Genomic DNA, 15,109 nt, shown 5'->3' with positions numbered 1-15,109 from the left:
TATTTTTATTTGTTCAAATCCTGTATTTTTAATATAGCTCAAATTTTTCATTGCAACTGATATTTTATGAAACGCCAAGTGATTTATTTTTAAGCAATTTGAATTCATTGAGGAGGTTGAGCGCTCACGCTCAACCTAAATCGATTACATGGTTTTTGCAGGGGTTTCTGAGGTATTTTCTTCATTGGGTTCATATCTGTAACAAATACTCGTTACTGCGTTGGTCATATGCAAAAAAGCATTTCCTAAGCTCACTGGAAGCGAATTTGAAGTGCAACCTGATGTAGCTCCTGCATAAACAGTACCCAAACTTGTAAAATTAAGAGCGGCATTTCCTATACTAGACAAAGCATTATCATTGCTACTAAAGGTAACTACATTAAGCGCAAGCATAGCTATCTCAAAACCATTTTCCCAAACCGTTTCCGGATTAGAAAATAGATTATAAGCAGCCATTGTTAGAGCAAGACCATTTGCAACTTGCATCGTTGCACGCCATCTATTTTCCTTATTAAAAAAACTTATCACGTTTATCCTCCTTAATGCAGTTAAATCTGATCGAACTTTAAACATTAAGTTTTTAAAAATCAAGCACTTTATGGGATTGTTTGCAAGAGTAACCTATGTGAAAGGCTCCAGCTATTGAAAGCAAAATGAAGAGTTATATCCACCAGATAAGGACTCCATTTTTTCTTCAATTTGGCGAGCTACTTTTAAATAATGATCCTGGTTTTGGCTATCAAACAGTTGATCCATAAGCTGCTGGCCTTCCTTGCTATTAATAAAGTCACGCTGTTCTGCTGTTATGACCTTGACGGTACAATTGTTCATTACCCAGTTGTATGAGTTAATTGGTGTGGATTTTTTAAAAAAATTCGCTTTAAATTGCATCTAATTTCTCTTAGAAAAAAACTAAGTGAGGCATAATAATTAGGGATGCTTAAAAAAGCGATATTTTACTTATCAATATTAAAATTAACCTCTAAATGCATTATTATTGTTTTGATTTGTACCTCTTATATCGATATATCAATTCTAAATAAGCTAAACCAGGTCTTCATGGCCTCTTCATAAAATGCACTTCAATTCAAGTAAACATCTTCGGCTATCTACAATACGAAGACAATGATAGATTGATCCTTTATTGTTTATGCATTATGTTTTGTCCTTTTTTAACATTACCGATACTTCATAATGACTCATTCTTCGACATCTGAACGATCTTATTTCAAAAAGTCTCTGCACTTGCTGTCTGATTATTTTTTAAATTCAAATGATAAATGGAAGGCATGGGCGTTATTTTTGGGTTGTGTTTTAAGTACATTAACAATGATTGGTCTTAGTTTTGTTTTAGGATGGTGGTGCTTTCCATATATTTTTGCCGCATTTATAGTTAAAGATACTGCTATTTTGTTAATGGGATTAGGGGCTGGTCTTTTAATTGCTGGTGCGATGGCTGGTTTTAATTATTTGACCAATTTTTTAAAAAATGAATTGTACATTAATTGGCGGTGCTGGTTAACTAAAAAAATAATCAATAAGTACTTGAATAACAATACAAATTATCTGGAAATTTCCCGAATTTATAATGACATTGATAACCCGGAACAACGTATTCAAGAAGACATAGATAAAGTTGTTGATTCATTTCTGAACTTATCTTTAGGGTTTATCGATAACCTTTCAAATCTGGTCATTTATACTGTACTTTTAAGTTTAGCAGGCGGCTCATTATCCATTATGCTTTTTGGGGGAACTATAATAATCCCAGGATTTTTAGTATTGGTGGCACTGGGAGTAGGTATTGGAACTTCGCTCATCGGTTATTTTATAAATAGGTCTTTGCGCGAATCAACTAATGAAGAGACAATTGCTCAATCCAATTTACGCTCTGATTTGCAACATATTAAAACGTTCTCTGAAGAAATCGCAATTGAACATGCGGAGAAATACTACCAAAACCGATTGGAGAAAGAGGTAGATGTATTAAATATAAAAACCAGAAAACGATTGTCCATTCAAAATGAAACCGCCTCATTTAATTTATTTAATGGGATACTCCAGGCAATTATCCCAGTCATCGCGGCAGCACCTTTATATTTCACTGATCTTATTACTTTGGATGTATTTTATTCTGCAGGATATTATTTTTCCATGATAACACGCTCTTTAAACTGGTTTATCAACTCTTTTGAAACGATTAATAAATTCCAAACGAGCTTAGGACGTATTGTAACGTTACAACAAACTTTGGATCAAAATAATGATGAATCCACCAAGAACATCATTCGCACTATAGGGCTTCAAAATAGAAACCTTATGGTACGAAATTTAGACCTTCACTTACACGGGAGTAATGAATTAGTCATTAAAGGTCTTAATTTACAATTTAAACCGGGAATTCATACTCTGATTCAAGCCCCTTCAGGAACAGGAAAAAGCAGTCTTTTTAAAGCAATAGCAGGAACATGGTTATCCGGCGAGGGAGAAATTCTTATCCCCAATAGCCTGGAATCTGTTTATTTTTTACCACAAAAGCCCACTCTTCCAAATGACACTCTGAGGGCGGTACTCGCTTACCCTGATGCAAACTGTTCTTATTCTGATAGTGAATTGATTTCAGCTTTAAAAGCCGTAAATCTGGAATCACTTGCAGACAAATTGGATGAGCAAATTGGTTTTAAATCATTAGGTGAGCAACAACGAATTGCCTTTGCACGTGTATTACTCAGAAAACCCGACTGGATATTCCTGGATGAGGCCACCGCTTCTTTAGATGAACATGTGGAGGAGCACGTATATTGTCGACTCAAGGAACTTCTGCCAAATACTACAATCATTAGTATCGCGCATCGCTCTACAGTGAGACATCATCATGATAATGTTTTATTTTTTAATGTGAACACTAAGAAAGAAGTCAAGGTTGAAGAAAAGCAAGCGGTATTAGGTGTCATATAGAATAACCACCAAGATCGTGTTCATTATTTTCGCGCGAAAGAGCCATAATTATATCCGGCAGCTAAATCCTGATACAGATTGACAATAGTAATTAATTGCTCCAGCTTGTGTTGGTTTACTTCAATAGCGAGTTGATCTAATTTGACTTTTTCTTCAATCAAAACAAGATGGCTGATAATTCCTCTTTGATATAAATTCTGATTTAATCGATAAGCATTCCTTAGTTCGCGCTCTGCCCTCATTACATCATTAAGTCGCTTTGTATACAGTTCATGCGCGGATAAATCATTTGTTACATCTCTAAGTACTTTGCGTAAGGTATCAGTGTAACGGTAATAGGACGCTTTATTTAAGCCTTTGGCTTTTTGTAATTGGCCTATAGCAGATGCCCTTAAAAAAGGGACTTCAAGAATGGCCTGATTAAAATGAATCGCCTGGCCTAATTGCCCCCCATTGGCAACTTTAGCTATTTCACCACGTGCCATAGCTAAATTGATGGTGGGCAAGAAATGAGAAAAAGCGATACCAATTCCCGAATTGGCGGCACATAACTCTTGTGTTGCTTGCATCATGTCAGGGCGATTTTCAATAATAGTTAAGGGAAGAGCACCAATAATCATTTGTTGGCTATTTAAGTCTCTAAAGTGCCGTTGCATCGGAAATCCCCCTGGATTTTCATTCAGTAAATAATGCAAAGCATTTTCGCTAACCACGATATTTTGTTGCACTATTCGTTCTTTAGCCTGGATTAATGAACGCTCTGTTTTGGCAAGTTCTAATTGAGTTCGTGCAAATAACCCACCTTGATACATCGCTTGAGTAATAGTAATTAATTGAGACAGATCATTCGCCAAAGAATGTAACAAACTTAATTGTTCCATTTGGCTTTGATAATTAAAGTAAGTGCTGGCAATCTGATTTATCACAGCCAGTCGAACGCCATAATACATTGCTTTTGTTGCTTTTAATTCATATTTGGCTCTCTGTTGTTCTTTAATCTGTTTAAAGATATTAATGGTATAAGATGGAACAACTGTAAGTAGAACGCCAGGAAAACCTAAATAAGGGAAGGAAGAATAACCTGCATTCCCCGTGGCTTCAGGAATCCAATTCAGTTGTACGCGCTTTAATTCACCTTGCGCTGCTTGAATATGAGCCATAGCGACTTTCACATCGTTATTATTGACCAGGCCTTTGTCAATTAGTGAATTTAAATTAGGGTCTTTAAATTGTTTCCACCATGGAAAACAAGGCAGGTTTTCATCGGAATTTATGAATTTAGAATCTTTGACAGTCCATTGATTAGGAGTAAGTAACGGCTTAGAGGTATGCTGAGTACAGGAATTCAACATGAAACCTAAAATCAGTAAGCCAATCATCCTAATCAATTTATTCTCCAATATATTTAATTCTTTGGCTTTGATTTATCCGAGTAAGTTGTTCCAGTATTGTCCGCGTTTCTATTTTTAGTACTTCATTCCTATGCGCTCCTAAAACAAATAGCCTTCGGATGTTATGATATGCTTGTTGGACTACAGAGCCAAAAGAGTCCAATTCATTTGCAAAATTCACATCTAAATCACGCTCATGTTTCGCTGCATCAACAAAAGCATATAAATCCAACATACTGGTGTTCAGTACAATACTTTCTTTTAAATAATGACTATCTCGTAATGGTTTTTGAGTTACTATATCAAAGAGTTTATTCAAATGAGTAATAATTCTTTTTTGTAAATCAATATAAAATTTTCTCGATAATTGGCTATTGTGAAATACCAATGTTTCAAATAGATAACAAAGTAAAAATGCGACAATTGTCGATAATAAATAGTCAAAAAAGAAATTAGGAACAGCATAATTATTTCTACCATAATAATCTGAGCCTAATGAAGTTAAAGTCACAGTGAAAATAGTAGGAAATGCATAACGTTTTCCTAAAGAAAAGTAAGCCATGAATACAATAAAAGGAATAATAATCAGGATAAAACGAAAATCAATTTGCCCTATAACCCATAAAATATAAGACAAAAGTAATCCAAACACCGCCCCCCAAAAACGATGGATCGTGCGTTGCAAACTTGCACCTCTATCAAATCCCGCGTAAATCATCATTACAGCAAAACCAATCCATCCAGCATGTGAATATCCTAAAAGACTTTGAATTGCCAATGCAGTTGAGAAAACGAGACAAATTTGTAATGCTCTTGTTTTTCGATAATCTACAATTTTAAACATAGATAATTCCAAGAAGATATAAGCTTATTTAAAATGCTCCACGGCGTTTGTACCAACTCACACGGTTGTTCTTTTTCAATCGCACGTTTAAAAATATGAAGCTTTTCTATAAATAAATTGATTTTTTCACGTTCCAATACGATAGTTTCTGACTCAATAACACAAACTATTAAATGCAATTGATTAATAAGTAAATTAATTTTCCAGATGGAGCGAAGAGGAAACGTTTTAGGTAGCATCGCGGCATAACGTACTAAATGGGTTGTGTGGCCTCTAACTGGATTAAAAATGATATTCTTACGTACAACCATTAAGGATAAATGCTCAATAATCTGGGAAATCAGTAATATCAAAGCCCTTAACCATAAGCGATAATAATAACTCCTGGGAAAAAAAGCTAATGCAGCAAAAACGATTGCCATTGCTATAAAGGTATTCAAACAATTATTTAAAATTGCATAAAAACTGGTATTTATATCTTTATACAGCAGAGAATAGGCTCCCAAACTTAAGGCAACCGGTGCAATTACAATCGTATGCAACCTGCTCTTAATAGCCACCATATACAAAAAGAAAGAATAGAAAAAAGCAAAAACAGGAAAAAAAGGTGTAATTGACAAAATATCAAAAAGAAAAGCGCTAATAACAGCCCACCAAATACAATAAAAAAGCAGCAAATTTTTTCTCTTTATCGTATCACCTACTACTTCAGCAGCCATAGCTGTAATCGGAATGTAAAAATAATAAAAATAGGGATTAGGAATGGAAAAAATAAAATTAACTGCAAAAAGAATAAGCAAAACATAAGTAACTTTCACTCCATTAACGCGATGATTTCCATAGGGATCGTAGTCTTCAATGATGCGAATTAGTTTCGATATAAACATAAGCACTCGCACCAGGATGTAATGGATATTTAGGATCTGGATCAATAATCTCTATTTGAATTGGAAAGCGTTGTGGCTCCAATAACCATTGATTGTTGCTGCTAACCATTTGCTGTTGTGTTCGTGGATCCGTGATTTGTCGGTCTGCTGCCCATATCGTGTTGACTACCCTGCCATGGAAAATTTTATTGAAATAATACATCCGAAGCATGATATAAACTTTATCCCCAGGTCTTACTTTACGCAGATCAGTTTCATATAAATTGGCTTGTATCCACCATTTTGATGTATCGATAAAGGAAAATAATGGTTTGTGTATTTTTACAGGTGTCCCTGGCCCAATATAAAGATTATCGACTACTCCATCTGTAGGTGCTCTGACAATAGTCAAATCAAGATTTACTTTAGCATTGTGCTTTTCTGCTTTGAGGGCTTTAATTAATTTTCTTTGTTGGATTATTTGCTGATCTTCAATCGCAATTTGCTTTTTAAGTGAATCCATTTTGTTTTGAATTGAATGTAAATCATAATCAAGCTTCCGTACTTCAAGTTTTGATAGAGCTTCGCGTACACTAGGTGCTTTTTTTAATTGATATTCAAATCGAGATTTTTCATACTCAAATTTGGCTGCATCCAATAATGTTTCTGTTTTTTGTGTTTGCCGCTCAATTACTTTTATACGCTCTAGCGCTTCTTCATATCTTGCTTTCGCCGAATCATAAGCTAAAAGGTATGGTTTCCGATAGACTTCGAATAAGGGTTGATCTTTTTTTACAGCACTTCCATTTTGAACATAGATTTTTGTAATAAAACCGGAAACATCTGCAGCAATTGGCGTAACATTAGTAACTACAAAGGCATGACTTGTAAAAGGAATTAAATAGGAAAGGATATGGTAAATACCAATTAAGATGCTCAATACAATTACAATAACGGGTAAATTAATCTCCTTTTTTGAGACTTTAAATATCCTTTTCATGAGTTCCTTTATTCATCGATTAATTTTGTTTTACTGAATATTTTATTATGACTAACCTACAATATATTGAATTTTTCTCAAAATTGTAAAAAATGAATCAGAGCTACAAGTGTAGCGAAATCTTTCTCCATCTTTCAACAGATTTAGTTGAGTTTAAGGATACTAAAGGGGCGTGTGGGATATTAATATTTCCTACAATACCATATGATAATAAGATTCAACTTGAGAAGTTGTCATGGAGAATCAAGAATGAACGAGAAACTTGATATTGCAACGGTCGAAGTTACCGTGGTACGAATTTACACTTTGGAACGAGCTGATAATGTCCCTATCATTCTAAATTACTTACAAAATGAGGCTAAAATTCGGGGAATTAGTGTTTTTCGTGCTATAAGTGGTTTTAGTGGGGAAACAGGCATCCATAACGATTCATTTTTGGATGTATCGTTCTCTCTACCGCTCATTATCGAGTTTTTTGATCATCCAGAAAAAATTACTGCGGCTTTAGAATTCTTAATTACTATAATAAAAAAAGAACATTTGATTTTCTTCCCCGCCCGAGCAAATGCCTAATATCATGTTTCCTATGGAATATTATTTATCTTAGGTTATGGGGATGAGCATCGATTATGTTTGGATATCTACAACAAATCGTTACCTAAAACAGATATCTCGTGCCCATGTTCTTTTCTGTTCTTTGGCTCTCTAAGTGGTTGCTGTTTTGCAGCAAATAAATTCGATAATTCCTTCATTAATAAACGTACTTCACGCTTGTTCGGCTGTTTGTGATTTTGTTTTTCTTGGCTTATCTCATATTCTTCAGCCTTAAATTGATTTTTTATATGAATTTTAACACGTGTATCCAGAGAGGATATACGGTCAATTTGACCTATTCCCTGATTTACAAGCTCTCGATACTCACCTACAAGTCCGTCGACTTTAATTTTCAAATTAGCAGCATCATCTATCATTTTTGCTGTCTCGGTTTTAAAACAAGTAAAGAACCGAGCTAGAAAATTGCTAATTTTCACAAAATAACCGTTATGAATTCTAATAAATTCACTCAAGAATTGACTCTTTTGTTGAACTTCATGGAGGAACATTGAATTTTCTTTTACTTTAGCAAGTAACTTATAACTGGCTTGTACCGCTTGCTTCATTTCATCATTTGCTTTTTGAAAAGCAGCGAGTAGTTCCAAATTTTCATTCGCGATGAACGATTTTAATCCTTCATCTTGATTAAAAAAACGATTATTTATAATAGCAATTTGCTGTTCTTTTTTCTTTAATTTGCTTTCTAAATCCAACAAACATAATTTTGTCATCTCTTTAAATTCTGTCTTGCACAAACTATCCAAGGTAGCGGGAAGAGAGGTTTCAATCATGTTTTGCAATTTTTGTGGGGTGGCTGTTCGATAAACCAATTTTATTGGTGTAGCCGCCCAACTGACACCTTGCATCACTTCTGAAGACAGATCGGGAGATTCGTCCATATCTTTTAATTGTTTTATGTTTTCAATTAATTTTTGTTTTCGATGTTCCTCTGAGTTTTCTAAAAGTACGTTCAATGACTGTTCTTTTTTTTCAATAAACTCTAAAAAATATTGTCTTCCAGTGATTTTCAGATCATTTTCTTCCGCAGCTACAAGAAGTGCCCTCACTACCTCTATTTTTTCTTCAAGTTCTGCTTTTTTACTTCTAAGTTCGATCAAGTTAAAAATACCTGCAGAAACTTTTTCCATATCTGCTTCAAGTGCAGAAAGACTCTCAAGAATGTTTCGTCCTGAAGTTTGTAATTTAGGGCTTGTTGGAGCAAATCGCATAAAGTCATATGGGGCATTTTTTCTTTGCAGTTTTGCATTAATTACAGGGTTAACGCCGATAACCTTAAGATATCGTTTGGCAAAGAGCTCTTTCGCGGGTTTTAAAGGATCGGGAGCGATACTTTGAGCTGCATTTAATAATTGTTCTGGCTGTGTTAATTGCGCCATTCGCTCTTCTATTTTTAGCAAAAAAAGATCTATCTTGGGCTTGATTTTGTTAAGATCTATAACTACAAAAAGCACTTTCGCCGCCCAACTACTTTCTATTTCGGCAATTGCGAGTTTAATGATGTGGAATAACATACCTGCAGAAAGAAGAAACGTTTTATATTGATTCTTATCCGTAAAAGGAACACTGTTTAAAGCGAATAATTTTTCAATATTTCCAATTAAAGCGAAGATATTTTCCTTAGTATTCGTTTTCCAATTCTCATATAAGGTGGATATGATTTCACTGGACTGAGTCAGCAAAGCTTTTTCTTTTGCAGCTGTTTCTGGTAGTTGTGCAATTGCTTCATCGATAAATAGCTTGACAAAAACCGCGATTCCCCATGAGCGTTTACCATATTGATCAAATTCCTTATATTTTGTCTGCACACTTGCTTTGATGGCGTCAAGATTATCTACTGAGTTCACGTAATCAAATATAAGCAACGCTGATTCCAGGATATTCTGCTCAGCATCCGATTTGCTCCCACGCCATTCTTTAAAACGTTCAATTTTACTCAGCATAGTCACTCAATGAGTTAATTAATCAATTACTGAAAATTCATTCTACAAAAACACAGATCAAAATAAAACCATGATATCTATCAATTATTCAAATAATAAATCTCCAAAATGAGTACAAAGAAAAAAATGCAAGTTTATTTAAAATCAGCTATCCTAAATTCATATACTTATGGAGAAAAAAATGCCATCAAAAAAAGGAATCTATCTCTTTGCCCTAATTGGCTTACTCCTTGGTTTTACTCTTGACGGATTAATCCGCAATGAAATTACAAAAGTATTCAATTATGCCTTGATCGGCCTTTTTGCCCTTTTATATGCACTGGCATATAATGAAAAAAACTGCTTCCGTTTAATTACAAGTAGCTTCATTGTCGCTCTTTTTTTATCTTTACCCCTGCTCCCCTTGGAAGCGCACTTTACATCGATACATCTTGAACACTGGTTTACATTTCTTTGCGCCTTCCCACTCTTTGCCTATGTGGGGCATTCGTTCCACTATGCGTACCATCATGATAATACATGGCGTATCAGTTATAACAGTTTATTTGCTGCTGTATGGAATACCATTCCCCTGCTTTTTGTGGCTTCTTTGTTTTCAGCTTTAGCCAATCTGCTGATTCTATTAGGCGCCTTTATTTTCTACACGGTAGGTAATGATTTCTTATGGAATTTATATTCTGAAAATTTACATTTTCAATTGATTTCCCACACCACTTTGTTTTTTATAGGATTAGGAGTTGGCCAGCAAAATATCAAAATTATCTATAACTTACGCTTTTTACTGTTAAGAATGATGTACTACCTACTCCCTTTCTTAGCATTGATTAGTACTGTGTATTTTATTCTTTATTTGAGCCACTCCATAGGTGGTGGTGAAGAATACATCAATCCATTATTTATTTTAATACCACTCACTGCTTTGGGAATTATATTTTTTAATGCCTACTTCCAAGATGGGAGTATAGAGTCAGGGGCTCCATCCTGGCTTAAATTGTTATTACGTATTTATCGTGTGATTTTGTTCCTTTTAGTTTTAATGATGACTTATAAAGTTTTCCAATCTTATTCGGTGGACGTTAATGTGGTCATTTGCATCATCACTGGAATCTTATTCAGCTTAACTTATGCGATTACAGCCTGGTTTCCTGAAACTATGGAACAAAAATGGGTACGGATAGGCAACATTAGTTCTGCATTGTACTTCATAATTATTCTCTTTTTGCTCAACATTCCATATATGCCTATAGTCTTTCAGGTAGGTGCTCAACCCAGTCTAATAACAATAATCGCTCCGTAGAAAAAGAACCTCGCATGGATGAAACCTTATTCGCTTATCTGCCATTTTATTGCACATCAGGAATGGGCCTGATATTTCCAAATCGAGAATTTTCCTCAACCATCTGATTGACAAAGGTATTCCCATAACCAATCCAACACCCTTTTTTAATTGTCGTTCCTGGACCAATAGTTGTAGCCATGCCTATAAAGACATTATCTTCAATGATTACAGGAGCTAGAAAAAGTAAGTTACCTACGTCGGAGTGACAGCTAATTGAAACCTGGCTCCCAAGAGTGACATTTTTTCCTATGGTAATTAATGGACAATCAACAAAATCTATATCAAAAGAATTTACAATTTGAAAGGAAACTTTGGCTCCCAGCGCACGCCAATAAAAAAACTTGGTAATGTTAAATGTTTGCAATAAAGGGGTCAAACCAACCACTTTAGCAGAACGAGCCAAAGCAAAATGACAAAACCAAGCAACAGTCATTCGATTCATTTCTCGTTTATAACGGCCGGGCTTTAAACGAGGTAAACACAATCTAATTGCTGCAATAATAGCGATAAAAGAAGCAAATAATATAAAGGGGGCTAAAGGAAGAACCAACCAGGTGTATTCATAACCATGATAAATAAATAAGCCCGTTAAACTAAAAGCGGCAACAGCGGGCATCAAACTAAATAAGAGTGATACTATATCAATAATGATGAGCATCGATGATGTCAATTCAGTCTTTACTGGGGTCTTTTTTGACTTGGTTTTATTCTTCTCAGTCATAATATGATGTTCCTCTTTGATAACAGCCTGGTCGAAGGCGAAACGATAACAAAACTATTGAGCGCTATGCGGAACCAATGTAATTCATTTTTCAGTAATTACTTGCTGAGAAATGAGCTTTGGTTTGGTCTGAGCATGACTATCTTCTAATAATTCATCTTTTGGCAGTTGGAATAAAACCATAGGCAGCACCTCTTTAGTAATCACACCATGAGCATACGGTTCATTAATTTGCATTAAACGTTCATGCATTTTTGTTACTATGGGATCCCCTATTTGAGTTGCATCATCAGTAACTAAAACAATTCTATTCCCTAAGCTATTACGGGCAAAATACCAGTGAGATTCCATTTCAAATGAAATATCGTGCAACATTTCCTGCAATTCTTGACTCGTAATAGAACAGCTTTCTAATTTCAGCATTTGTGTTTTATAACAAAATTCAAGTCTTGGTGCTTTATTTAAAAAGCCGGTACATTTGACTACATCCTTTAACCGATAGCGAACAAAGCCCATCGCTGTTGTTAAAAATACCTCATAATTTTTGCCCTGTTCTAATTCCCAGGATTGCAAAAGATTTTCCTTTTCAATACTTTTACCCTCCTCAATAAACTCGGTAATATGGGCGCCAGGATGCAAAAATCCACCGGGCTGATTGTCTATCGGAACAGTAAGCCATCCCTCCGTAGCTGAAAAAGTGCCATCAACAATATCAACTCCTGATCCTAATAATTTTTTCAATTGTTGTGCAGGATATTCACAAAGAGCAGAAATCCAGCAGCCAACTACACTCAATGACGGCCAAAACTCCTTGAATGATCTTGGCTCTTGCTGTGCTAATTGACGCAAATACTCCCGTCGTTTCCTCGTAATTTGAATCGGTGGCAAAAATTCCGGAACTGCTTTATCACCTAATAAATAGGGTAAAAAGTGCCTAAAATTTTTAAGACAACGCTCAAAAAGAGCATCAATCACCATGGGAGTTACCGCAAATATTGCGCTAAGATCGGAGGCTAAAGCATACAAAGCAGACCATTGTATATAGACTTCTGTATTATCAAATAATTCATCAGGCAGAGCATAAAAACGCTTAATAAAAGAAGGTAAATTACGATAATTAAAATTGCTAATCCAACCCGAAGGAACGCCAGCTGGAGATGTTCGATGAGCATCTACTGCCGCCAGATAAAGTATTTTTTCTTGAAATAACCCAGGAAAATGCTGAGTCAGAGTATAAATATATGGCGGCATCGTACGTTGAAACTGGGTTTGGAACGAAGTAGTAATTGGGAAAAATTTTCGAACACCTGCTGTTCCTGATGTCTCTGACCAAAAAATCAATTTCTCCCCATTAAAGGGCTGAATAAGACTATATTGTGCAGCCAAGAGGTCTTCTTCATAATCTTCATACGTTGTGATTGGAAAATCACTCAGGTTTAAAGTATGGATACTTTTTAATGCAGCACTCCAATAAGAAGACCTTTTTAATAAAGGTATAATCTCTTGATTCCACAACTTTTCACGTGAACGCTGAGGATATTTCGTATCCTCAATAAAAGCCTGATATTTTTTTCGAGTAATTGCTGCGATTAATAATCTTTTCCAATTCATTCTTATTGCTGACCTAAATGAATACAATACACAATAATAACTGCAAAAGCTAAAGTTAGCGAGGCACTTTAATCCGGTATTTTTATTGGGACCACAGAGAACATTTTATTTTGTTCATCAAACAAGGCTAAATGCTCCGCCATAGACTCTTGCAATCTATTATCAACATTTGAGTGCGTATTTAATCTATTAAGAATGAGTTGAATTGCCAAATTGATCCACTCAACTCCTCCTAGTTCCTGAGCCATTAATTTCTGATTGTAATGCCAAAAATGAATACAAGAACTTGCTGCAAAAATCCAACAATACTGCTCTGCCAGACGAAAAGCAGTCAAACTGCGCGGATCAAATTGTTTTTGCTCTTGCAAGTCAATTACATTCTGATCCAATCGTTTGAGTTCAATACGAACCGCATTAATTAATGAGCTGATTTGCGGTGATTCTAATGTGGATAAACCAGCCAAAATATCGTCTTCAGTATGGGTAAAAAGACCTAAACGATCCATAGACAATTTTGGACAAATGCAGTTGAGATTGAAAATATCCTCCAAGTGTTGTGACTGATTTGGAGAACTTCCCCTCATTCCTGCTTGTGGCAATAAACTACCAGCAATCACGGATAAATTAACTTGACTACTCCCATCAAATAAACCGACTACCGGGATATCACGTCTGATTTTTTGAAACATAGCCCACTCTGTTGTGCGTAAATAAGCGCGAGCTCCCATCACTATACTACACTGTTCGACAATTTCTTCGGTTATTTTGGGAATAAGGAATTTAATGATGGCAGACCAAAATGATAATTTCTCAGGCATCACAGAGCAAGCCCGGGCTACTGCTAATGCCGTACAATCGGCAATAAGTAACTGCGTAAAAAGCTCACCAAGGCGTTGTTTTACTACAGGAATTTGATATGCGGTTTTGCCATATAATTGCCTTTGCTGACTAAAAGAAAGTGCTAATCGCAAAGCAGTATCTGCTGCACCCACAGAAAAAGAAGCACATAAAGTTCGGGAAACCTGTAAGGTTTTATAGATGATTTCCAATCCGCGTTTTTCATCCCCAACCAATGCATCTTGCGGCAAAAAAACGTTCTCCAAAGAAAACCCACTGATGTCTAATCCTCTAACTCCAAGTGTAGGAAGTTTGGGCGTTGGCATAAATCCAGATTGAATTATCGATTTATCCAGGAAAAAAACCGAGAAGCCTAATGGCCCTCCTTGAGAATGAGTACGAGAAAGAAGCGTCACACTGTGTCCTAAGGTAGCAAAATTAATACACCACTTTCTACCGGATAATTCCCATCCATTCTTACAAGGATGAGCAAATACTTCATTTGCCATAATATCAGAACCATGCGCCTCCTCAGTCAAGGCACAGGCAGTGATTTCCCCTCGCCGAAGAGATGCGGCCAAATTTTTTTTCTGATTTTCGCTTCCTGCGATCCACAGAGGTAATGCACCCAAAAATGGAAGACCCAAAGCGATGCCAATAGTTACATCTCGTCTGCATATTGATTTCGCTAGAAAATATCCGACGTCGAGTGAAACAAATTTCCCTCCAAGGCTTTGAGGGATTAGATATTCCATATATCCCCACTGCTGGATCAATCTAATTTGTGACCAGGCAAGTTCTTCTTGCTCATCATATTGCAAGCTGTCTTGAAAATTGAGAGGCGTCTCCTGCTTTGCAGGATTTCCCAAGTAGGCTTCAAATGAATTTATTAATTGCTGTAAATCAAGGCAAGTCATAATGATCCTTACTTAATTGCAATGGTGCTTCTCTAAGAAAACCTCCCTCACCCCTACCCCCCATTGGGGA

General features: G+C 35.7%; 13 protein-coding genes. 3 read left to right on the top strand and 10 right to left on the bottom strand.

Annotated features, from left to right (window positions below):
* Positions 1 to 144: 144 nt before the first annotated feature.
* Together ELY20_RS02585 and ELY20_RS02580 are read right to left on the bottom strand one after the other, a co-directional pair.
* Positions 145 to 528 (bottom strand): hypothetical protein, encoded by a 384-nt coding sequence (locus ELY20_RS02585; protein WP_110143205.1) that lies wholly within the window; start codon positions 526 to 528, stop codon positions 145 to 147.
* A gap of 111 nt (positions 529 to 639) precedes the next feature.
* Positions 640 to 891 (bottom strand): hypothetical protein, encoded by a 252-nt coding sequence (locus ELY20_RS02580; protein ID WP_110143206.1) that lies wholly within the window; start codon positions 889 to 891, stop codon positions 640 to 642.
* Positions 892 to 1,194: 303 nt separating this feature from the next.
* On the opposite strand from ELY20_RS02580, the gene ELY20_RS02575 reads away from it, so the two are divergent.
* Positions 1,195 to 2,958, top strand: coding sequence for an ABC transporter ATP-binding protein/permease (locus ELY20_RS02575; protein WP_110143207.1), 1,764 nt, complete (start codon positions 1,195 to 1,197; stop codon positions 2,956 to 2,958).
* A gap of 23 nt (positions 2,959 to 2,981) precedes the next feature.
* On the opposite strand, the gene ELY20_RS02570 is transcribed toward ELY20_RS02575, so the two are convergent.
* From ELY20_RS02570 to ELY20_RS02555, 4 genes are read right to left on the bottom strand one after another with little or no spacing between them, the layout of a single operon-like run.
* Positions 2,982 to 4,337, bottom strand: a complete 1,356-nt coding sequence (locus ELY20_RS02570) for a TolC family protein (protein ID WP_233590481.1) — start codon at positions 4,335 to 4,337, stop codon at positions 2,982 to 2,984.
* Positions 4,338 to 4,347: 10 nt separating this feature from the next.
* Positions 4,348 to 5,193, bottom strand: a complete 846-nt coding sequence (locus ELY20_RS02565) for an FUSC family protein (protein ID WP_110143209.1) — start codon at positions 5,191 to 5,193, stop codon at positions 4,348 to 4,350.
* Positions 5,178 to 6,080 carry a hypothetical protein gene (locus tag ELY20_RS02560; RefSeq protein ID WP_126955381.1) on the bottom strand — a complete coding sequence of 301 codons (903 nt, stop codon included), beginning with the start codon at positions 6,078 to 6,080 and terminating at the stop codon, positions 5,178 to 5,180. The genes ELY20_RS02565 and ELY20_RS02560 overlap by 16 nt, the downstream gene beginning before the upstream one ends.
* Positions 6,049 to 7,059 (bottom strand): HlyD family secretion protein, encoded by a 1,011-nt coding sequence (locus tag ELY20_RS02555; protein ID WP_126955382.1) that lies wholly within the window; start codon positions 7,057 to 7,059, stop codon positions 6,049 to 6,051. The genes ELY20_RS02560 and ELY20_RS02555 overlap by 32 nt, the downstream gene beginning before the upstream one ends.
* Before the next feature lie 249 nt (positions 7,060 to 7,308).
* Here ELY20_RS02555 and ELY20_RS02550 point away from each other — a divergent pair, with 249 nt between their 5' ends.
* Positions 7,309 to 7,632: a DUF190 domain-containing protein gene (locus ELY20_RS02550; protein WP_110143210.1), complete on the top strand. Its 324-nt coding sequence runs from the start codon at positions 7,309 to 7,311 to the stop codon at positions 7,630 to 7,632.
* A 68-nt stretch (positions 7,633 to 7,700) separates the two neighbouring features.
* Here the strand turns inward: ELY20_RS02550 and ELY20_RS02545 are convergent, their stop codons facing one another.
* Positions 7,701 to 9,614: a hypothetical protein gene (locus ELY20_RS02545; protein WP_199739190.1), complete on the bottom strand. Its 1,914-nt coding sequence runs from the start codon at positions 9,612 to 9,614 to the stop codon at positions 7,701 to 7,703.
* Between the two features lie 181 nt (positions 9,615 to 9,795).
* Between ELY20_RS02545 and ELY20_RS02540 the strand changes: the two genes are divergently transcribed.
* Entirely contained in the window at positions 9,796 to 10,911 is a 1,116-nt protein-coding gene (locus tag ELY20_RS02540; RefSeq protein WP_110143211.1) for a hypothetical protein, read from the top strand.
* A 46-nt stretch (positions 10,912 to 10,957) separates the two neighbouring features.
* Here ELY20_RS02540 and ELY20_RS02535 read toward each other — a convergent pair whose 3' ends face one another.
* The 3 genes from ELY20_RS02535 to ELY20_RS02525 form a co-directional block, all read right to left on the bottom strand.
* Positions 10,958 to 11,674, bottom strand: coding sequence for a DapH/DapD/GlmU-related protein (locus ELY20_RS02535; RefSeq protein WP_110143212.1), 717 nt, complete (start codon positions 11,672 to 11,674; stop codon positions 10,958 to 10,960).
* 84 nt (positions 11,675 to 11,758) lie between these two features.
* Positions 11,759 to 13,285, bottom strand: coding sequence for a GH3 family domain-containing protein (locus ELY20_RS02530; RefSeq protein WP_110143213.1), 1,527 nt, complete (start codon positions 13,283 to 13,285; stop codon positions 11,759 to 11,761).
* 68 nt (positions 13,286 to 13,353) lie between these two features.
* Positions 13,354 to 15,039: an acyl-CoA dehydrogenase gene (locus tag ELY20_RS02525; protein WP_199739191.1), complete on the bottom strand. Its 1,686-nt coding sequence runs from the start codon at positions 15,037 to 15,039 to the stop codon at positions 13,354 to 13,356.
* Between the last annotated feature and the right edge of the window lie 70 nt (positions 15,040 to 15,109).

The organism is Legionella qingyii, from assembly GCF_003990155.1.
Lineage (GTDB): Bacteria > Pseudomonadota > Gammaproteobacteria > Legionellales > Legionellaceae > Legionella > Legionella qingyii.
The sequence above is the reverse complement of the archived record's forward strand: the minus strand, read 5'-3'. Positions and strand labels throughout refer to the sequence as shown.